The organism is Priestia abyssalis (genome assembly GCF_002019595.1).
Classification (GTDB): domain Bacteria; phylum Bacillota; class Bacilli; order Bacillales; family Bacillaceae_H; genus Bacillus_BA; species Bacillus_BA abyssalis.
Genome location: NZ_KV917369.1, coordinates 2,834,865 through 2,855,070, shown reverse-complemented (window position 1 = coordinate 2,855,070; position 20,206 = coordinate 2,834,865). Strand labels below are relative to the sequence as shown.

At 41.2% G+C, this 20,206-nt stretch carries 20 protein-coding genes; 17 read left to right on the top strand and 3 right to left on the bottom strand.

The window, feature by feature from the left end; translation table 11 throughout:
* Window positions 1-90 precede the first annotated feature (90 nt).
* From BK575_RS13660 to BK575_RS13635, 6 genes are all read left to right on the top strand, one after another.
* Window positions 91-1,548, top strand: a complete 1,458-nt coding sequence (locus tag BK575_RS13660) for a phytoene desaturase family protein (RefSeq protein WP_078410864.1) — start codon at window positions 91-93, stop codon at window positions 1,546-1,548.
* Window positions 1,549-1,567: 19 nt separating this feature from the next.
* Window positions 1,568-2,284 carry a CPBP family glutamic-type intramembrane protease gene (locus BK575_RS13655; protein ID WP_078410863.1) on the top strand — a complete coding sequence of 239 codons (717 nt, stop codon included), beginning with the start codon at window positions 1,568-1,570 and terminating at the stop codon, window positions 2,282-2,284.
* A 282-nt stretch (window positions 2,285-2,566) separates the two neighbouring features.
* Entirely contained in the window at window positions 2,567-3,373 is an 807-nt protein-coding gene (locus BK575_RS13650; protein ID WP_169907805.1) for a GvpL/GvpF family gas vesicle protein, read from the top strand.
* Between the two features lie 214 nt (window positions 3,374-3,587).
* Window positions 3,588-4,190: a TetR/AcrR family transcriptional regulator gene (locus BK575_RS13645; RefSeq protein ID WP_078410861.1), complete on the top strand. Its 603-nt coding sequence runs from the start codon at window positions 3,588-3,590 to the stop codon at window positions 4,188-4,190.
* 126 nt (window positions 4,191-4,316) lie between these two features.
* A complete protein-coding gene (locus BK575_RS13640; RefSeq protein ID WP_078414782.1) occupies window positions 4,317-5,273 on the top strand; it encodes a DHH family phosphoesterase in 957 nt (318 codons plus the stop codon).
* A gap of 498 nt (window positions 5,274-5,771) precedes the next feature.
* Window positions 5,772-7,154 carry a hypothetical protein gene (locus tag BK575_RS13635; protein ID WP_078410860.1) on the top strand — a complete coding sequence of 461 codons (1,383 nt, stop codon included), beginning with the start codon at window positions 5,772-5,774 and terminating at the stop codon, window positions 7,152-7,154.
* Between the two features lie 47 nt (window positions 7,155-7,201).
* Here the strand turns inward: BK575_RS13635 and BK575_RS13630 are convergent, their stop codons facing one another.
* Window positions 7,202-7,537, bottom strand: a complete 336-nt coding sequence (locus BK575_RS13630; RefSeq protein WP_078410859.1) for a hypothetical protein — start codon at window positions 7,535-7,537, stop codon at window positions 7,202-7,204.
* A 503-nt stretch (window positions 7,538-8,040) separates the two neighbouring features.
* Here BK575_RS13630 and BK575_RS13625 point away from each other — a divergent pair.
* The 9 genes from BK575_RS13625 (at window position 8,041) to BK575_RS13585 (ending at window position 16,593) form a co-directional block, all read left to right on the top strand.
* On the top strand, window positions 8,041-8,373 hold the full coding sequence (locus BK575_RS13625) for a 2Fe-2S iron-sulfur cluster-binding protein (RefSeq protein WP_078410858.1): 333 nt from the start codon (window positions 8,041-8,043) through the stop codon (window positions 8,371-8,373).
* Window positions 8,374-8,516: 143 nt separating this feature from the next.
* On the top strand, window positions 8,517-9,287 hold the full coding sequence (locus BK575_RS13620; RefSeq protein WP_078410857.1) for a creatininase family protein: 771 nt from the start codon (window positions 8,517-8,519) through the stop codon (window positions 9,285-9,287).
* A gap of 63 nt (window positions 9,288-9,350) precedes the next feature.
* Window positions 9,351-10,823, top strand: a complete 1,473-nt coding sequence (locus BK575_RS13615; RefSeq protein ID WP_078410856.1) for a hypothetical protein — start codon at window positions 9,351-9,353, stop codon at window positions 10,821-10,823.
* A 244-nt stretch (window positions 10,824-11,067) separates the two neighbouring features.
* Window positions 11,068-11,796, top strand: coding sequence for a TenA family transcriptional regulator (locus BK575_RS13610; RefSeq protein WP_078410855.1), 729 nt, complete (start codon window positions 11,068-11,070; stop codon window positions 11,794-11,796).
* 386 nt (window positions 11,797-12,182) lie between these two features.
* Window positions 12,183-13,649, top strand: coding sequence for an aldehyde dehydrogenase family protein (locus BK575_RS13605; RefSeq protein ID WP_204524906.1), 1,467 nt, complete (start codon window positions 12,183-12,185; stop codon window positions 13,647-13,649).
* A gap of 232 nt (window positions 13,650-13,881) precedes the next feature.
* On the top strand, window positions 13,882-14,361 hold the full coding sequence (locus BK575_RS13600; RefSeq protein WP_078410853.1) for a GlcG/HbpS family heme-binding protein: 480 nt from the start codon (window positions 13,882-13,884) through the stop codon (window positions 14,359-14,361).
* Window positions 14,362-14,461: 100 nt separating this feature from the next.
* Entirely contained in the window at window positions 14,462-15,058 is a 597-nt protein-coding gene (locus BK575_RS13595; protein WP_078410852.1) for a chromate transporter, read from the top strand.
* On the top strand, window positions 15,055-15,585 hold the full coding sequence (locus BK575_RS13590) for a chromate transporter (RefSeq protein WP_078410851.1): 531 nt from the start codon (window positions 15,055-15,057) through the stop codon (window positions 15,583-15,585). The genes BK575_RS13595 and BK575_RS13590 overlap by 4 nt, the downstream gene beginning before the upstream one ends.
* Before the next feature lie 318 nt (window positions 15,586-15,903).
* Complete coding sequence (locus BK575_RS13585; protein ID WP_078410850.1) at window positions 15,904-16,593, top strand: GntR family transcriptional regulator; 690 nt, start codon at window positions 15,904-15,906, stop codon at window positions 16,591-16,593.
* 187 nt (window positions 16,594-16,780) lie between these two features.
* On the opposite strand, the gene BK575_RS13580 is transcribed toward BK575_RS13585, so the two are convergent.
* Window positions 16,781-17,593: an aspartate dehydrogenase gene (locus BK575_RS13580; RefSeq protein ID WP_235867388.1), complete on the bottom strand. Its 813-nt coding sequence runs from the start codon at window positions 17,591-17,593 to the stop codon at window positions 16,781-16,783.
* Between the two features lie 188 nt (window positions 17,594-17,781).
* On the opposite strand from BK575_RS13580, the gene BK575_RS13575 reads away from it, so the two are divergent.
* Together BK575_RS13575 and BK575_RS13565 are read left to right on the top strand one after the other, a co-directional pair.
* The gene (locus BK575_RS13575; RefSeq protein WP_078410849.1) at window positions 17,782-18,132 is read left to right on the top strand and encodes a 2Fe-2S iron-sulfur cluster-binding protein; all 351 of its coding nucleotides are present in this window, start codon (window positions 17,782-17,784) and stop codon (window positions 18,130-18,132) included.
* Window positions 18,133-18,625: 493 nt separating this feature from the next.
* Window positions 18,626-19,375: an SDR family NAD(P)-dependent oxidoreductase gene (locus BK575_RS13565; RefSeq protein ID WP_078410847.1), complete on the top strand. Its 750-nt coding sequence runs from the start codon at window positions 18,626-18,628 to the stop codon at window positions 19,373-19,375.
* A 39-nt stretch (window positions 19,376-19,414) separates the two neighbouring features.
* Here the strand turns inward: BK575_RS13565 and BK575_RS13560 are convergent, their stop codons facing one another.
* A complete protein-coding gene (locus BK575_RS13560) occupies window positions 19,415-19,993 on the bottom strand; it encodes a YdcF family protein (RefSeq protein ID WP_235867387.1) in 579 nt (192 codons plus the stop codon).
* Between the last annotated feature and the right edge of the window lie 213 nt (window positions 19,994-20,206).

Genomic DNA, 20,206 nt, shown 5'->3' with positions numbered 1-20,206 from the left:
GGTAGGGGACCATAAAAGCATGAATGCATCTATCTTCTGCTTGCCGTTTTTGTTGGAATTAGGGTATGAGTGGAAAGGGAGGGAATACGCATGAAGAGAGTTTTAATTGTAGGAGGCGGGCTCGGTGGACTTGCTGCCGGAATGAAATTACAGGCGAACGGGTACAAAGTTTCTATTTTTGAGCAAAACCATCACTTCGGCGGGAAAATGGTACCCATCCAGCTTGGGGATTATTCCTTTGATTTTGGCCCGAATACCATTACAATGCCGCAAGTTTTTCAGGAAATTTTAACAGAGGCGGGGGAAAATCCGGATGATTATTTAGAATTCATTAAGCTTGAGACGCATACGGTCAACTTTTTTCCGGACGGCACCCCTTTTTTCATGACGACCGATCGAAATAAAATGGTCGAACAGCTCGAACGTCTCGACTCGCATGCGGAAATCAGTTATTATGATTATTTGGAAGAAGTAAAGATTCTATATGAGACGGTGGAAAAACAGTTTTTTTACCGGACGTTTTCTTCTTGGACGGATTATTTCGATCCATCATTGTTTCAAGCATTGTGGTCTGTTCACCCGTTTGAAACGATGGATCATTTTCACCGTCAATTTTTTCGAAATGATTACGTTCGTCACGCATTCAATCGCTATGCAGCCTACATCGGCTCATCGCCTTTTTCGGCGCCTGCCGCATTTGCTTATATCGGACATCTTGAGTTCAATGATGGGGTGTATTATGTCAAAGGAGGGAATACAAAAATTTCCGAGGCGTTTACCAGTGTATTGACAAAGCTGGGAGCTAATCTTTATACGAGCACAAAAGTGAGAAAAATTATGGTTGAGCAAAAACAGGCAAAAGGGATAGAATTGGAGAATGGAGAAACGGTCATGGGAGATATAATTATTGTTAACGGAGATGTGTTGACGGCCTACCCAGACTTAGTAGAGGAAAAACGCCATCCTCATTTTAAAAATGGGAAAGCGGACCGGTATGAACCTTCCCTTTCAGCTTTTGTCATTATGGCGGGACTGAAGGAACGTAATCCTCACTTTATTCATCATCAAGTGTACTCTTCCAGTGATTATGAGGCGGAGTTTCATGAGTTGTTTCAAGAGAAGCGTTTGCCGAGCGATCCGACCATTTATATTTGGAATTCGTCCTATATCGATCCTCAGAGAGCGCCTGGTGATAATTTATTTATCTTCGTAAACGCACCTGCTGACAGCGGTTCGTTCAGCTACAGACCGGAGGAGTATAAGCATCTTATTTATAAAAAGCTAAAACGATTCGGAGTGGATATCCCTTCGCAGCTTGTGGTGGAAAAAGTCATCACTCCAGGGGATCTTGCTTCTGCATTTTCAGCGTATAAAGGAGCGTCATATGGCATCCGTTCGACTCGGAAGTTAGACAGTTTTCTCCGGTCAAGCAATAAATCAAAAGATATTTCCAATCTGTATTTTTCCGACGGCACGACCCATCCAGCAGGAGCGCCGATGGCCGTTATCAGCGGCATAAATGCTGCTGATGCAATTATACATAAGTAGAAGGTGGATCCTGGCATTTATGATTTGGTTTACGTTTATATTGTTGTTTTTAACGGTTATCCGTCCTTATTTCGAGAGTGTCGCCATTCCGAGATTGGGAACCGGACCAAAACGGCTGCGCTTTTACAAAGAGCAAACGGCCTTTTACGTATTCATTCTTTTATTATTTGGCGCCGTGATTGTCCTTTATGAAATTCCATTATCCGTTTTTGGATGGAATGGCGCCTTCTTGGAGACAGTGAACGAATCCACCTATTTTCCTAAAGTGATTAATTATTTACTGTTGCTTGGTTATGTTCTGTACTTGCTGTTATGTTTTGCGATTCAATGGATGAAAGAAAGCGGAGAAACAGTATTTGCTGAAAATGAACTGCCTCTTTCCATTGAAAGAACAATGCCGAAAACAAACAAAGAATATTCATGGTGGGTGATTTATGCCGTTCTTTCGGCATTGGCCGAGGCAGTCGTGTACATGCCGTTTTTCATTTATTATGTCCAGCAGCTGCTTCGTGTGGACAATTCTTATTTAATGGTTTTATGTACGGCACTATTGTATATGATGAGTCATTTGGCTTTCCAGAAAGATCGTTTAAGCATCCAAACACTGCTTGTCGGCGCATTTCTAGCGGCTTTATACATGGTGACGAATTCCATCGTTCCGCTTCTTCTTTTTTACGGAGTAAGCTTTATGATTTCCGACTTGTACCAAGAATCCCAGCGTCGATCAGGCATATAAGGTCACTTAAAGGAAAAGACCCGCGCTTCATTCATTTGAGAGCGCGGGCCTTTTCTTTTTATTTAAAGGGGGTAGGGTGTACATATATTTAGACGAATGAATCGGGAAAAGGTTTCAAATATTAAGAGTGGATTTGTAAAAAAACATTTGTTCACAATTTTTTGTCTATTCTATCTTCTCTTTTCTATGAGTTGAGGAACTTGTCTAATCAAAAAGACTGCCAGTTTCATAAGATGAATTATCTTGCAATGAGGCATGAATCGGGAGGAGAGCAGAATAGAGATGATGGTTGATGAAGCAAAAGTTATATATGTATACGGCCTAATCCCGACTATGGAAATAAAAAAGGCCAATCGGGATAAAAATATCCAGAAAGTTCGATTGGAAGAATTTGAAGGTGTAACAGCCATTTTTGATTATATAGATTTCCAATTGTTTAATATAGAGTTAACTTTAAATGATGCCCAGTGGGTGAAAGAGAAGAAAATGTATCATCATGAAGTTTTAACGCTTTTCCAACAACAATTTACGGTGATTCCTTTAAAATTTTGTACCATCTTTACAAATAGGAAGAGTCTTGAAGAGATGATCGTTAAGCATTATGGGGAATTGATTTCCCTATGTACTTTTTTGCGTGAAAAAGAGGAGTGGAATTTAAAAGTTTATTGCAATAAAGAAAAATTTAAACATTTCATTATGCAAAGCAATGAAACTGTTAAAAGAGCGCAAAAAGAAATAGAAGAGATTTTATCTGATCGGCGTTGTCTCATGAAAAAGAAGTTAAACACGGTGATTGAAAATGAAATCGAAATCGAGATGAAGCAAATATGTAATGATCTGCATGAAGAGGCGGTATCCATTTCCATCGAGGATTTCGTTGAAAATGTACAAGAGCGGGATGTAATTCAGGGGGAAGAAGAAATAGCATGGAGCAGCGTGTACTTAATCGATCGCAGAGAAATAGACGAATTTATAGACATTATTAAACAGCATGGAAATGCATTCAAAGAGATGGGATTTTCATTCAAGTGTTATGGACCGTCACCTGTCTATCATTTTGTCGACTTGGATATAAGAGGGACTACGTGAGCGGAATTTATAAGTATAAAGCATCATTTTTCTTATAACGGGACAAACACCGTGACCCGATGAAATAGAAAAGAAGCGGCAGGGAAAATCCACAACGATTTTTCTGCAGCTTTTTTTCTATCATTTGACATCTTCCTTTCAAGAAGGGGAAGAATTTTGAAATATATTCGATAAGATAGTTCAAATTTGCTAAAATAACGGTGGTGATGAAAAAATGAATGGATTTGAACAACGAAAACAACAAAAAAAGCGTGATATTTTACAAGCGGCGTTCGGGCTGTTCAATGAAAAAGGGACAAAAGCGGTCAACATTGCCGATATAGCCAAAAAGGCGAGCGTATCTCAAGTGACCATCTACAATCATTTCAACAGCAAAGAACAGCTCATTCGTGAAGTTGTGAAAGATTACAGTTTTCGAAAATTTGAAGAATTTGCAGGTATGCTTAGAAGCGATCGACCGTTCCAGGAAAAAGTGAAAGTGTTTATTCTCGATAAGCTGCATTCACTGGAATCATTGAATATGGATTTTATGAAAGCAGCCATGGAAGAGGATGAAGAGCTGAAAGGATTTTTAGAAGAATTTTATCAGCAAAAAGCGGCGCCTTTATTTATGGAATTTATTCAAGATAGTCAACAAAAAGGAGACATCTCAAAGGATATCTCTATTCAAAGCATTTTATTTCATTTAAATATGTTCAAAACTGCGATGGACTCCCTGCCAGTCGTGACGATGTTAAAGCAGAATGAAAAATTAGCAGAAGAACTGCTGCATTTATTTTTTTACGGCATCACCGGAAGCTCTCCCAGCGAGGAGTAGCGGCTAAAGATTGATTTACATCGATAGTTATTGTTTTTCTTCTATATTAAAGAAAATGCCAACTGCTTTATTGAAAAATTCTCAGGGCATACTAACGGTATGTTTTTTGAAAAAGGAGGAGTAACTGTGAACAAAGTACATTTGTTTTCCCATAATGATTTAGACGGATTCAGTCCGGCGTTATTAGGTAAGCTGGCTTTTCCGGAAGATAAGTTTGAGTATTCGTGCGTCGGCATCGGACGGATCGATCAAGTCATCACCGAGTTTTTGGAGACGAATAAAGAAATGGAAATTGATTTATACATAACGGATATTAGCGTGAACGAAGAAGTGGCGAAGATGCTGCAAAAGCGGGTCCAAAAAGGACAAAAAGTCGTGTTAATTGATCATCATGCGTCCGCGATTCCGCTTGCTGAAAAATATAAGTGGGCATATGTCCAGCCCGTATACGAAGATGGAACGAAAACGGCAGCGACAAGTTTGTTTTACGATTATTTAGTGGAACAAACCTTCTTGGAAAAAACGCCGATTCTCGATGAATATGTCGAGCTTGTCCGCCAATTTGATACATGGGACTGGTTTGCCAATCAAAACGAAAAAGCGAAACAATTGAACCATTTATTTTACTTAATCAGTCGTGATGAATTTCAGAATGCAGTTTTGCCGGTACTGCAAAGCGAAGAGGAGGTCTTTCAATTTTCTGAGCGTCATCAAACGTTGCTGGAAGTAGAGGAGAAGAAGATTGAAAAATATATTCGTGAAAAACAAAAGCAAATGATGAAAGCAAGCTTGGCCATTGGAGGAAAAGAGTGGAAGGCAGGGATTGTCTTTGCTGAGAGTTATCAATCAGAGCTTGGAAATGCTTTATGCCTGGAAGATGAAGAAATTGATTTTTCAGCGATGGTGGATATGGGCAGAAGGAAAATCGGCTTCCGTACGGTGAAGGAAGATTTGAGTTTAATCGATGTCGTAGTCCCTCTTGGAGGAGGAGGGCACCCGAAAGCTGCTGGATGTTCGTTGACGAAAGAAACATTTGAATTATTTGTTCAGTCTCATTTGTTTCAAAATGAGGAGCGTTCTTAGTCTCTTTTTGCTCTTACATCTTGAATAAGATTACAAAGGTAATAATGGGCCGTGGATGTTTTTTTATCCATGGCCCATTATTTAGCGTTAAAACTTCAATGTTTTTCGTAAACGTGCTAATTTTTCCTCGGCTTTTTCAGCCGCTCTTTTTGAACCGAAGAGAAAGTTGAACATCGGCATTTCCTCCCATTACTTTGTACTTTGTTTCTTTTATTATAGCACGGTATCTATAAAATTCAATAAAATTGTATACCAAATACCGAAAATATTATATAATTATGAAAAAAATAAGGCGTATAACTACATTTTGGTATACCGTATAACAAAAGGGAAACTGGTTTTTGAAGCAGAAAGAATGATTAGTAGGCTGGAAGCAAGTATAATGATATCAATATCTTTCCATCATTTTCCTGATGCAGGAAGGTTTACATAGACACCTTTATGGGTGCCTCATAGTAGGGAGAAAATATATAATAAATGAATAGTTAGGGTGATCATATGCTGAGGCTCTTGTTTTTATCGGTTATTTTTTTGTATTTGTTATCCACTCTGTTTCCTGCGTTGAATATGGGAATGACTTTGTCTGTTTTATGTTTGGCAATCGTCGGGTATACAGTATGGCAAGTAAAACGGTTCGTCCAAATATTGGGAAGCATCTTTTTGATTCTCGGTTTGGGGATGCTATGGGAAAGCGGGGCACATTGGCATGAATATATCCGTTCTTTCGGACCGATGCTTGATCTTGTTACGATGTTTACATTAGTACCGATTTTAGGGATACCCATTCAATTAGGGGGATACAGCAGCGGGATTCAAACACTAATCCGGCAAAAAGTGAAAACATCGGGCCATCTTTATATGATGACTTCGGGCATTTCATATTTTTTTAGTATCTTTATGAATTTGGCTACGCTGCCGATGACGTATTATTCTATGCAGCCCGCTCTAAGCGTGTTTGGGGTCAAGAATGAAGAGCGATTTTTGAGCAGAGCGATTACCCGTGGATTCGCAATGCCTTTAACATGGGCACCAGTGACTCCGATTGTCGGGATTGTAATTGGGATGACCGGGGTAAGCTGGCTCTCTATTCTTCCATATGTCGTGCCGCTTAGTTTGCTGGGATTGGGACTAGATTGGTACATAGGTGTACGTAATGCAAAGAAATTATCAAACTTACGAAATAATGTATCGGTAGATGAAACGGCTGCGGCCGCTGAACAGGGAGAAAAGGGACGTCCTGGAAGGGTGTTTCAAATCTTATTGGCCATCCTTGTTTTTAATATCGCGATTTCCGTAGCTGAAAGGCAATTTTCATACTCATTTCTTATTCTCGTAGCCCTATTGGTTATTCCATTTGCGTTCGGGTGGTCTTTATTGTTGAAGAAAGGCAAAGAGTTTGGTCATAGTTTGCAAGAGCATTTTCGCTCGTTTTCTATTAAAATGAAAGATCAGTTCTTTATTTTTTTATCTGCCGGCTTTTTTATTTCGGCCATACAAATTTCCGGGACAAACGAATGGCTGACCGGATGGATTGACCAGTTCAAATCGGTGATAGGATCCGAAATCTTTTTGATTTTACTTCCGCTTATCCCCATGGCTTTTGCCTTTACGGGCCTTCACCCTGCTGTGACACTCGCCCTGATGGCTGAAGCATTAAACCCGAGTGTGTTAGGAGTTTCCCCGCATATCTTGACGGTGGCTATGCTGGCGGGAGCCGTGTCCGCATTTTTAGTGGGGCCATATAATGCGACGATTGGACTTATGTCAAACATTGTAAAGGAAACCTCGTATAAAGTGTCCAATTGGAATTTGTCTTTTACGAGCCTTTACATCGGGTGCGTCATGATCTATTTGTTTTTATTGGAATTGTGTATAGCGTAAAAAATGAGGCATGGCCATTCTTTGGCCATGCCCCATTTCCTAAGTCTTTAAACAGCCGCTTGCTCTGACTTGACAAGTTTGGAGTATTTGGAATCTTCGCTGTTGCCGGATGCTTTGACTATTTCATATAACTCTTCACGTGCTCCTTCAATCGTTGGAAATGTTTCGAAGAATTTCACGCGAATATGGTTCACATATTCTTTTTCCTCATATTTTTCAAATAGTTGGATTTTAATATCGTCATCAAGCACTTTAGCGATGGTATACTTTGCTTTTAATTGATCGAAAAAATAGAAATGGTATGTTTCTACAGGCTCTAATCCTTCGTTATCAATAACCGTTTGAAATGTGTCTTTATTTGTTAATACAATATATTTTTCCATGCTCAACACTCCTTCATATATAATACTGGTTCAACATTAAAATGATATTTTGCTGGATGAAATGAATGATGTATTCGTGATGTTCAATAAGGATTATCAAAAACGAGGGGAAAATAAGATTCATTAGTTTTTAGATTGGATCGGCATTCACCACCACTTTTAATGGCACATTGTATACCATATTCTTTTATTGATTAGTTTATACTATCAATCTTATATGTTCAATATTATTTTCTAAATTTTTAATTAATTTTTTAGTTCTGTATTAAAAGGACTATCGAAAAATAGAGAGAATAATATAACTTAAATAATATGTCAGTTTTTCTGACAAATATAGGGAAATATAGAGGGGGCTCTGTATAATAAGAAATATAGAAGAAAGCATCGATCCTTAGTTAAAATGTTTTGAGCGATCAAAAAGAAGGTTTACATTTTCGAGAAAGGTAGTTTATAATTTAGTAAAATTTCATAATTTTTAGAAAAAATGGAAGAGGAGTGATTGTATGCCAAAAGTAACATTGCATGTTGATGGAACTGTTGTCGAACAAGAAGTCAAAGAGAATGCTAATTTAGTTGTTTTAGCAGGCACTCGTCAATTTCCGCAATTAAAGTATGGATGTGGAATGGGCAGATGTACGAAATGTTCATGCCAGGTTATCTCTGGAGCAGAAGGGTTGGCACCCCCAAACTGGAAGGAAAAGAAGATGCTGGGAGATAAGGTTGAAGAGGGATTCCGCTTAGCCTGTCAATTTACCGTTCAACAAGATATCGAATTATCACAAGAACATGGTGTAATTAAACCTCCAAAGAAAGCAACCACTACTGTATCTGAATAGCTTTTTTATTTTTTAAACTTTTTAGGTATACAAAATACCTATAGGGTAAGATCCTTTCTTTTGCAGAACACCGCTCAATGAGGATAATCGAAAGAGGAAACTCTTATTGAAAGCGCTAACAAAAAATAAGGCAGGTGAATGGAATGAAATCTTATGTATTAACCAGTATGACATGGGAAGAGGTAGAAGCAGCACTAAAAACTGTTCAGCTTGCCATCATCCCGATTGGAGCACATGAGCAGCATGGCCCCCATATGACGGAAAGCTGTGATGCCGTGCTTGCTGAAAAGATGGCTGAAAAATTGGGGGAAAGGTTATTCCCGTACGTTGTTGTTACTCCTACCGTCAACATGGGGGTTTCCGCTCATCATATGAATTTTCCGGGAACGATTTCCCTGCAGCCGACTACATTGATTGCCATTTTAAAAGATATGATTTCATCTTTGAAACACCACGGCATCGAGAGATTTTTATTTCTTAATTCACATGGAGGCAACCAATCAACATTGAATGTTGCATCAAGCATGTTGACAGAAGAAATGAATGTGGACATTTATTATGCCAAAACAACTGCATCCGCTAAAAAAGCTATCTCAGCTTTTATTACATCTCCGTTATTTGGTCATAGCTGTGAACGGGAGGTTTCAGAAGCGCTGTACTTGGCTCCGCACCTCGTCCGTCCTGACAAGATCACAAAGGGAAATATTCAGGAGTCGGGAAGATGGAAACAGCTGAGGCCAGGAAAAGCCCTTCAAGGTTTTTACCGCTATGAGGAAATGACATCCAACGGGTGCATCGGAGACGCAACAAAAGCGAGCCGGGAAATTGGCGAACAGATTGTTGAGGAAGCATTGGACAACCTTGCGAAAGAACTCCAGCAACTATTGAATTTGCAAGTAGAATCTCTTTATTAATCGTTATTGAGAGAGAAATATCTCTTTTAATAAATATAAAAAAATGAGAAAGGATGAAGAGATTTGGAGTTGACTGCTGCCCATTGGATGTATGCTGTTGTAACTGTCGTCGTCATCGTTACCATGCTGTTTAAAAGAGGAGTCGTTCTTCCCACCCTTGTAGGAACGTTTTTAGTTGCCTGTATGTATAAGGGATCACTTGTAAGTGGATTCCAGGCAATGTTTAACGCCAACTTGGTTGCGGCAAAAGAATTGTTCAATATTTTTCTTATCATCACCTTTATGGTAGCGTTATTGCAATCATTAAAAGATTTGAAAGCCGATCAAAAAATGATTGCTCCGATTCAAAAGGTAATGAAAAATGGACATATTGCTTTTTTGGTCCTATTAGCAACGACGTACGTCATTTCATTGTTTTTCTGGCCGACACCAGCAGTGCCTTTAATCTGTGCATTGCTTGTGCCAGCAGCTATCCGGGCAGGTTTACCGGCTATGGCCGCGGCCGTTACGGTATCTATTGCAGGTCAAGGTATGGCACTATCTTCAGATTACATCATGCAAGTTGCTCCAATGCTTACAGCAAAGTCAGCAGGAATTGAAACAGGGGCTGTTGCAGACAAAGTACTGCTTCTTTCATTAATTACAGGCGGGGTTGCCATCGGAATGTCTTACTTATTGTTCCGAAAGGAAATCCGCAAACCGAATAGTGAAGTGGCAGAACAAGAGCTTCAATCCATTACCGGTATGGCTAATGTCGAATCGGCGGAAAATGAGATAGCGGCTGCTGCGGAAGGAGCAGCGCAAAACAAGGAAACAGAAAAATGGGGTAAATTATTCGCCGTTTTAGTCCCGTTGTCATTGCTTGCTGTCATGATCTTTATGTTTTCCACGAAGCTCGGGTCGAACTCGGGCGGCTTTGAAGGCGGAGATGGAGCAGCTTTCATCGGCGGTGTTGCAACAGTTTTACTCATTTTGGCATCTGTTGCATTTAAGAGGCTCGATGCGCTCGATAAAATTAGCGATCATTTAACTGAAGGATTTGTATTCGCTTTTCGCGCGATGGGTCCTGTCATTCCAATTGCCGGTTTCTTTTTTCTTGGCAGCTCAGATTTTACCGGTTCAATTTTATCATTGCCTGAAGATGCAGCGAAGCCGGCCTTTTTATTTGATTTGATTCAAACAGCACAACATGGAGCAATTCAAGCTGGTATACCAGACTTTCCGATTGTAACCGCCTTTTTAATTTTAATTGTCGGAATCATTACAGGATTGGATGGCTCAGGTTTTTCAGGATTACCGTTAGTAGGTGCTCTTTCCGGAGCGATGGCGACATCGGGCATTGATGCTGGTACATTAGGAGCCATCGGCCAAATCGGTTCAGTGTGGACTGGTGGAGGGACAATCATTGCCTGGTCATCCCTTGTGGCGGTGGCAGGATTTTGTGGGGTGCCGGTATTGGACCTTGCCAGGAAGAATTTTGGTCCCGTTGTAATAGGGATGTGTGTCGCCACGATCGTTGCTGTTTTTATTTGGTAGATTAACACTATTGGTATATTTAAAAAGTTAAAAAAATTCTAAAAATTTTATTTACAAACAGAAAAAGATAGGTTACTATATAATCAAATGGTATACCAAATAGATTCAAAGACAACATGAAAGGAATATTGAACAGCAAAAAACTTCAATAGCCTTTTATTTTTAAATCTATTTGGTATACAAAATATTAAACACCAAAGTTTTTGTTGAAAAGCCTACATAAAACATGAGGAGGAGATTAAGGATGACAGTATTATTATCAAAAGATGAATTTCGTAAAGAATTAGAGGAAGCAATCAAAGGTAATCATAGTCAAAAGGCTCCTTTTACAGTCGCATGGGCTGAAGGAAAATTAGAAAGAAAACACTTCGCTAAATGGGCAGAAAATCATTACCATTATGTAGGACCATTCGCTGATTACTTAGCGTACATTTATTCCAACACTCCAAACGATCCGAAATATACAGATGCAAAAGACTTTACGTTACAAAATATGTACGAAGAAGAAATTGCAGCTGACCGCCATACTGATTTATTAATCCGCTTTGCTGAGGCATGTGGAACAACGGCTGAACGTGTCATCGATCCTAAAAATATGGCTCCAACGACATTAGGTCTTCAAAGCTGGTGTTATGCGGTTGCTGCACGCGAGCACTTCGTTGTTGCAACAGCGGCGCTTGTAGTAGGCCTTGAATCCCAAGTTCCTGATATTTATCGCAAACAAACACCTGCTTTACGTGAACAATACGGATTCACAGATGAAGAAATCGAATTTTTCGACTTACACATCGTATCGGATGAAATCCACGGCGAACGCGGTTATAAAATTGTCCTTGAACATGCGGATACACCAGAATTACAGCAACGCTGCTTAGAAATCGTTCGTGTCGGAGCGAAAATGCGCCGCATGTACATGGACGGCTTATGGAGAGAGTATTTAGAACAAGACCTTGGCGCACTGATTAACGCTTAAAAGAAAAGCGGAGGCGACTGTTCAGCTCGTGAGGGAAATAGGGATTGACCCATAAGGCGCTTTTTGCCTTATGAGGGCAATCATCATTTCCACAACGAGCTAGGAGCCGCAGCTGGACAACAAGAAAAGCGGAGCGAGCTCGTTCACACCCATAGGGCATTTATAGCTTCTGACAGAGAAACCGCTTTTTGGTTTCGGAGGAAGAGGCGAAATGACCGTAGGGTGTAGCTCGCGCAGCTGGACAACAAGAAAAGCGAAACAAGCCAAGCTCACAAAAAAATAGATGGAATGGGCCGTCAAGTGTATCCGGTAAAATCGTGATTTTCATGGCGGCCTATTTCTTTATCAAAAAAGGAAAGCACATGATTAAACGGAAAGGATGAGGACTGTTGCTAACGACAAAAGTAGAAACATTCCATAACTTTATCGGCGGAAAATGGATTGAGTCAGGGAGCAGTAAAACATTTCAAAGTGTGAATCCGGCCAATCAAGAAGACATTGTAGGCGTGTTCCAGGCATCGAATGAACAAGATGTACAGCAGGCAATCGAAGCGGCCTGTCAAGCCTTTCCGAAATGGGCTGAAACAGCTCCTTCCAAACGAGCTGCCATTTTAAATAAAGCTGCCGCCATTCTTGAAGAAAACGTGGAGAAGCTGGCGGAAGAGTTGACGAGGGAAGAAGGAAAGCATGTGACGGATGCTAAAAATGAAGTGCTGCGTTCTGCCCAAACCCTCCGTTATTATGCAGTAGAAGGGCAAAGTTTTACGGGTGAAACATTCCCGAACGATGATCCGAACATGAAAGTTTCGACAGAAAGAGAACCGCTTGGGGTCGTAAGCGTCATTACTCCGTGGAACTTCCCAATTTCTATTCCTGCAAGAAAAATCGCTCCAGCATTGATTACGGGTAATACTGTTGTTTTTAAGCCTTCATCTGATACTCCATTAATTGCTTATCGTCTTGTTGAGGCATTACATAACGCCGGCATTCCGGAAGGTGTCATCAACTTTGTCACTGGAAGAGCCTCAGAAGTTGGCGATCTGTTAGTGACACATCCGGCAATAAGAGCTGTCACGTTTACAGGGTCGACGGCTGCAGGCGAAGATATCCATAAGAAGTCTTCGTTTACAACCCGTACGCAAATGGAGCTTGGCGGAAAGAATCCGATTATTGTCATGGACGATGCAGATATCGAATTAGCTGCAACGTTAACTGTTAACGGAGGATTTTCATTAACAGGCCAGGCATGTACAGGAACGAGCCGTGTCATCGTCTTGAAAGAAGTGAAGGAAGCATACGTCCAAAAGCTGATTGAAAAGACAAGTGCACTGAAAATCGGAAACGGCTTTGAAGATGGTGTGAAAATCGGTCCGCTGGCAAACGAAAAACAATTAAAAAATGTGTTGAAATATATTGAATACGGAAAAGAAGACGGCGCAACACTCGTATATGGAGGCAAACAGTTGACAGAAGGGCAATATGGGCAAGGATTTTATGTGCAGCCAGCCATCTTTACAAACGTGACACCTGATATGAGAATTGCGAAGGAAGAGATTTTTGGTCCTGTCGTAGCGGTCATTGAAGTGGGAACGTATGAAGAAGCGATGGCCATCGCCAATGATGTGGAGTACGGATTATCAGCTTCCATCATCACAAATAACTTGAAGGTAGCACATCAATTCACAAAAGAGATTCAGGCCGGAACGGTAAAGGTGAACCGGACGACGACGGGGAACTTGATCAATGCGCCATTTGGGGGACTGAAAAAGTCAAGTACTTCTACATTCCGTGAATCGGGAAGAGTAGGGTTAGAGTTTTTTACACAAGTCAAAACCGTATATGTAGGCTATTAATCTATCTATATAGATCGATCTAGAACGTTCGCATGGAACGGCCATGCAGAACGTTCTAGACCTAAGCGGCTGTCACCCCCCTTCCGGGGTTGGCGCCATCCGCATAGGTGAACCCTTGAGGGCGGGTTCCAGGTGTCTGGGTCGCCAATTGTGAATATTTCTTGATAAAACGAAGGCGTGTCGAGTTATGAAGTGGGATATATAAGAAAATCAAAATTAGGAGGGAATCCAAATGAAAACCGTTTTAAAGTTAGAATTAGAAGAAGCGAAATTAATGATTGAAGCGGCCAAGAAAAAGTCGGAAGAAATCAATGTTTTGGAGACGATTGCTATCGTGGATGACGGCGGAAATGTCATTGCGCTTGAAAGAATGAACGGTGCCCGCATTACCGGACCTGAAATTGCTATCGCCAAGGCTTACACGGCTTCCGGGCATAAACGTTCTACCCATCTTTTCAATACAGAGCCGAATGGTCCTGCACTTCCAGGCAATGAAGCGTTTGGTATCCAGCAAATGCTTCCTGGAAAGTTTGCGATTTTTGTTGGAGGATTTCCCATTGTTGTCAACGGGGAAGTGATTGGCGGAATCGGGGTCAGCGGCGGAAATGGGGAGCAGGATACAGCGGTCGGAACGGCAGCTTTACAAGCCTTGCAAACCTATGTAGAAAAAGACGGACTTGAAGTCGTTACAGACGCCGATATAAAAAAATAAAGAATGCAGGACCTCAGGCTTTGTGACATCGTAAGGCGACATGAGGTCCTTTTTTTTGAAAAGAAAGTATCATTCTTGTCGAAGGAAGAAGGAGATTGGATTGAAACCTTATATTGATTTGACAGTTGGGTTTGCTCGTACAGGTGTGACTGGATATGGCGGCGGCCCCTCTACCATTCCATTGATTGAGTACGAGGCAGTCCAAAAATATAAATGGATGACAGAAGAAGAATTTGGGGAAATTTTGGCATTAGCCAATACGCTGCCAGGTCCCATTGCTACAAAAATGGCAGCTTATATCGGGTATAAAGTAAAGGGGGGGATAGGTGCAACGGTAGCGATCCTTGCCCATATTCTCCCGTCCATCATTGCTATGCTTGGTTTGTTGGGCGTGCTTTATGCGTTTCGGGAGTCTCCGTTTGTCAGCGGCATGGTTCAAGGGGTCACTCCTGTCATCGGATTTATGCTGGCAGAGATGGCTTATCGATTTTTCGAGAATGGCCGCAAAGGGTTCGGACTATCCAAAATGCTGACATTATCCGTCGTTTCTTTAGGGCTTATCCAATTTTTCGGCATTCATCCAGGCATATTGATTGCCGTTTCCCTGTTATCCGCTTTTATTATTGCGGTGCGTAAAGAGAAGGCTTCTGCTAAGTCTGGCGATGTCATGATGGAAAGAAAGGAAAAGAGTGTATGATTTATTGGGAGATCTTTTTGGCCTTTTTCATTGCTAATTTATTAGGATACGGCGGGGGACCCGCTATCATTCCATTACTGCAAAATGAAGTCGTTAATCAATATGGATGGATGACGTTACGGGAGTTCGGTGATGTTTTAGCGATTGCGAATGCATTACCTGGTCCGATTGCCACGAAAATGGCAGGGTTTATCGGCTACGAAGCAGGTGGAGTGTTGGGAGCAGTGCTGGCGCTGGCTGCTACGATTCTTCCTTCTGCCATTGCGGTCATCATACTGTTCAAATTTGTGGATTTGTTTAAAGGTTCTCCAAGAGTAAAGCTTATGACGAAATCGGTGCAGCCGATCATCGCGGTGCTGCTTGCCGTCATGGCTTATCAATTCTTTTTGACAGCCTTTGAGCATAGCGGAATTTTTCATCTTCTGTTTTTGGCTGCAGCCAGTTATTTAACGTTGAATAAGCTGAAAGTTCATCCATCCATTGTCATTGTTTGTGCGTTGTTTTACGGAGGAATCTTTCTCTCATAGGGAATGACGGGGAAGCATGAAATCATGCTTCCCCGTCATTCTCCTGAAAGTGAACCGTCACGAAAAATTCATTAAAAATTAAGGGAGATTCGAAGGTTCATTTCAGTTCAAAAACAAGATGATCTTCCTTTTGGGGACTGATAGGCCAGCCTTTTACATAAATTATACATAAAATTTTTTTGAATCGAGCAAAATAGATGTTTCTTTTGTTAAAATGTTGTTACACTTATTCCAACTACACAACGATTGTACGCTGTTATGCGTTAGACCGCTCAGAAGGTAGAAATAGGAGTATTTTATAAGAAGCAGGTGAAGAAGATGGATATGAAGTGGAAGGAAGACAATCTGTTATCGATTCGAGAACATGCATACCGGTATTTAAAAGAGCTCATTCTCGAAGGAGAGTATAAACCGGGAGACCGGTTGATCGAGAGAGAGCTTGCGGCAAAGTTGAACATCAGCCGTACCCCAATCCGTGAGGCGTTGTTTCGCCTAGAATCACAGGGATTCGTAAAGACCGTTCCGCGCAAAGGGGTCGTCGTCTCGAATATTTCTGAAAATGAAGTGATTGAAGTATTTACCATTCTCTCTTCTTTGGAAGTGCTGGCCGCAAAACTGGCCGCGCAAAGAATGGATGAGGAAACACAAAAAGAGCTTGACCAAAAAATTGAGCAGCTCATGGAACTGGAAGCAAAATCCGAAGAACATTTTAATAGTGAGCATATTCAAATGAACCATCTCCTTAACAAATCGGCTAAAAGTCCAAAATTGTTTGAAATTCTATCCGGCCTTACTGACTACATACATATGTCAGCCAATATGGGGTACGAAACACCGGGGAGAAGAAAAGAGTCATTACGGGAACATATCGAAATCATGAAGGCGCTGCGCAATAAAGAAGCGGAAATGGCGGAGTATTTAATGAAGATTCATATCGAAAACTCCAAAAAAGCGTATATCAATTACATTGAAAAACTGAGAGAAAAACGAAATAAAGGGAAAGAGTGAAACAGGCTGCGACTTTTGAGCAGCCTGTTTTTATCTATATAAATTGATTTAGAAAATTGGGCATGACCAAAGAACGGCCATGCCCAATTTTCTAGACGAACCCTTGAGGGCACATTCAAGTTGTCTAAATGCCTGATTGTGAATGTCCCTCTTCGGAAGGAATATGTGACGTGTAACGTATATAGAATTAAATCCCGATTAAAATAGGTGAGGTAAGATTCTTAAGCGCCTTGCATATACTCATGGCAACGATGTAACCGGATTTAGGGTTATCGGCAGAAGGCGTGTTTTGGACTTTAATCTCCGCTTCCCCGAAAAACCCTTTTACAATGATTTGGTGGGTGTTCTTTTTTAAGGAAGGATCCACATATACCTCTACTTTCGTCTCGTCAAACCCTATACCGGCAAGGCTCAATGCAGCGGATACGTTTGTGCTTTCGGGAAATAGTTTAGAAGATTCCCTTGCCGTTCCCTTATAAATGCAAACAGGCTCTGCCACTGTATCTAAATCGACTTTGTCTTCCGCGATCGTCCCGCGCCAGGCATTCGGCGGTTTACGTGTTACAAGCTTTACCTCATCAAGTGTGTTGAACATAGAAGCCGCTACTCGATCTAACCCGGCAATCGCTGCTGAAGGCAGGATGAGCCGGGTTTTGTACTGTTCTGCTGCTTTTTGGACCCGGTCCAGCAATTGTGCGTCAGCGAAGGCCCCGACAGACACGACCACAAAATCACTTCCTGTCAAGAGTGCTTTTTCCGCATATTGATAGACCGCTTCATGACCGGCGTTTTCGACTATGACATCCAAACCTAATTGAAAGAATGCTTGCTCGTCGTCACAGACGATATATCCGTCCTGTTCCAATTCTTGATACTTTTCTTTGCTGCGAACGAGCAAGGCCGTTAATTCCGCATCTCCCGCCTTTTTCTCTCTTATATACTGAGCTACATCTTTTCCAATTGCTCCATATCCAATGATTCCAACTTTTAACACCATCATCTCCGCCTTTCTAATACATAACAGAATTTTCTGTGTGTGTATTTGGTATACCTAAAATTATATCGATAGGAGCTTTATAAAACAATAAAATAAGTGAAAATATTGAATTTTTCACATTTTTATATTGTCAGAAAATTATAAACATGGTATATTGTATACCAAGAGGAGAAAAAAGGAGGAATAAACAGATGCCTAACATTCATTTCGTCACTAGTGGAAAAGTATTGGAAGTACCGGAAGATTCAAATATTCTTAGAATGTCTTTACGTTATGATGGAGATCTTCCGAATCGATGTGGAGGGGGAATTTGCGGCCAATGTGTATTTAAGGCGGAAGAAGGGGCCGAATTCCTGGATAAGGTAAAAGTGCAAGAGCGCAGAAAACTAGGCGAAGAATGGCTGGAAAAAGGGTATCGTTTAGGGTGCCAGACATTTGTCACAAAGGGTGACATTGCGATTTCTTGGGATGAAGAAACGACGACTCAAGTGAAAAAGAGAAAACCGGACAAATTAAAACAGGAAGTGCCTGCTGCGAAATAAAGCGGTCATATAGACCATCAAAAAGGATTCGAAAAAAATCAAATAGGCAGGGGTGGGAGGAAATGTGGATCTGCAGTAAACATATCACAAAAGCGTTACGGGTTTTGGATACGCCTCATATTCAGAAAGCTCCGAGCGGGAGGAAATGTTCAGTGTGTGACGATCAAGCCATCGCCAATGTTTATTATGCTCATAAACCGTCCCAGTTAAAAAAGAGACGTTGGCTGTATGATCCGCACGGAACTGTTCAAAAGCAAACTTCGTAATCCCTTCGTAATCCCTTTCGCTTGATCATATGATTCATAAAGGGTTGTAGGAAATGCTGACAAGAGAACATCAAAAATAAAGGCGCCTTAAATACCATGAGTTGGCATTTGAGAGCGCTTTTTAATTTGATTTGACGAGAAAATCATATATATTTTTACTATGTTTTGATAACTGAAAACGAGGTCCATGAGCTAATGGACACTCAATTCGCAGAGGAGGTAAGATAATGGAATTTAAAGACCGGGTCGTCGTCATCACAGGCGGAGCGAACGGAATCGGAAAAGGGCTCGCTGCAGCATATGCCGAAAAAGGAGCAAATGTCGTAGTTGCGGATATAACAGAAGAAGCCGGCCAAAATGTAGTTGAAGAATTACACAAGCAAAATGGAAAAGGAATATTTGTCCAAACGGATGTCCGGAAAGAGGAAGACATTATCCGTTTGATGAAAGTCGCTTATGATACATATGGTTCCATCGACATTATGGTCAATAATGCAGGTGTATCCAGATGGAAATCTCCTTATGAGCTGACCATCGAAGAGTGGGATGATGTCATCAACACCAATCTTCGCAGCGTATTCCTTTGTTCCCGCGAAGCGGCACGTTATATAAAGGAGAATGAGGAGGGAGGTTCCATCGTCAATATTGCTTCAACGAGAGCAGCCATGTCTGAACCAAATTCAGAAGCGTATGCAGCGACAAAAGGAGGCATCCTTGCCCTTACCCATGCACTGGCCGTATCATTCAGCGAGGACCGCATCACCGTGAATGCCATTTCACCAGGCTGGATAGAGACAGGCAATTATGAGGAACTAAGGGATATTGATCATGACCAGCATCCGTCCAAGCGGGTCGGAAAACCGGAAGATATCGCCCGGGCGTGCTTATATCTGACTTCCAGGGATAATGATTTCGTCACGGGTATCAATTTGGTGGTTGACGGCGGAATGACGCGAAAAATGATTTACGAACATTGAAAAACGAGAGATGGGGCAAAGGCCTCTTCTCTCGTTTTTTTACGGTCGATCCCACATATAGGATTTTAAAATCGCTGCATATTCCCGTGCATACGTTTGGATTTTGACGACATTCGGGGTAGGGGCCGCCAACGTGTGGACGTTCATGTACCCAAGCCGTTTGGCGATCATTCGTGCGCGAAACAAGTGAAAATCATTGCTCACGATGACGACATCCGCATGTAAGTCAGGGATAAATTCTTTAGCGAATAAAAAGTTTTCAAACGTTGAGGTCGATTTGTCCTCTTTCAAAATCCGATTGTCCCCAATCCCGTTCTCCAACAAGTATGTTTCCACGGCTTCTGCTTCCGTAATATGCTCCCCGTGTCCTTTTCCGCCAGTTACGATGACCTTTGTTTCGGGATTTTTCTGCAAATAGCGAAGAGCTGCCTCTGCCCGGTTATATAAACTGAGTGACATATCAGAGCCGTTTACTTTCGCACCGAGTACGATGAGATATTCAGCTTTCTTCGGTGGTGCGTCATGTGCGGCACTGTACATGAAAACAGAAACGGCGAGTACATACAAACCAATAAGGAAACTGATTCCCCATATCCATTTACGTTTAATAAAAAACACCTCAATTTTCCAAAATCCTTTGTTAGTTTATCACGTCTTTGACCTTTTGCCATTAAATAAGGAAAAGAAAGGACAAAATAAAAAGAAAAGGTTTCTTGTTTTATGAAAATTATGTAAAATGGAACACGTCTTGTTTTTTTAATTATTCGAGTATTTCAACTTCAACGGAAAGGATAGAGCACTTCGGCAAAACGTACTATAATCTTTTAGTGC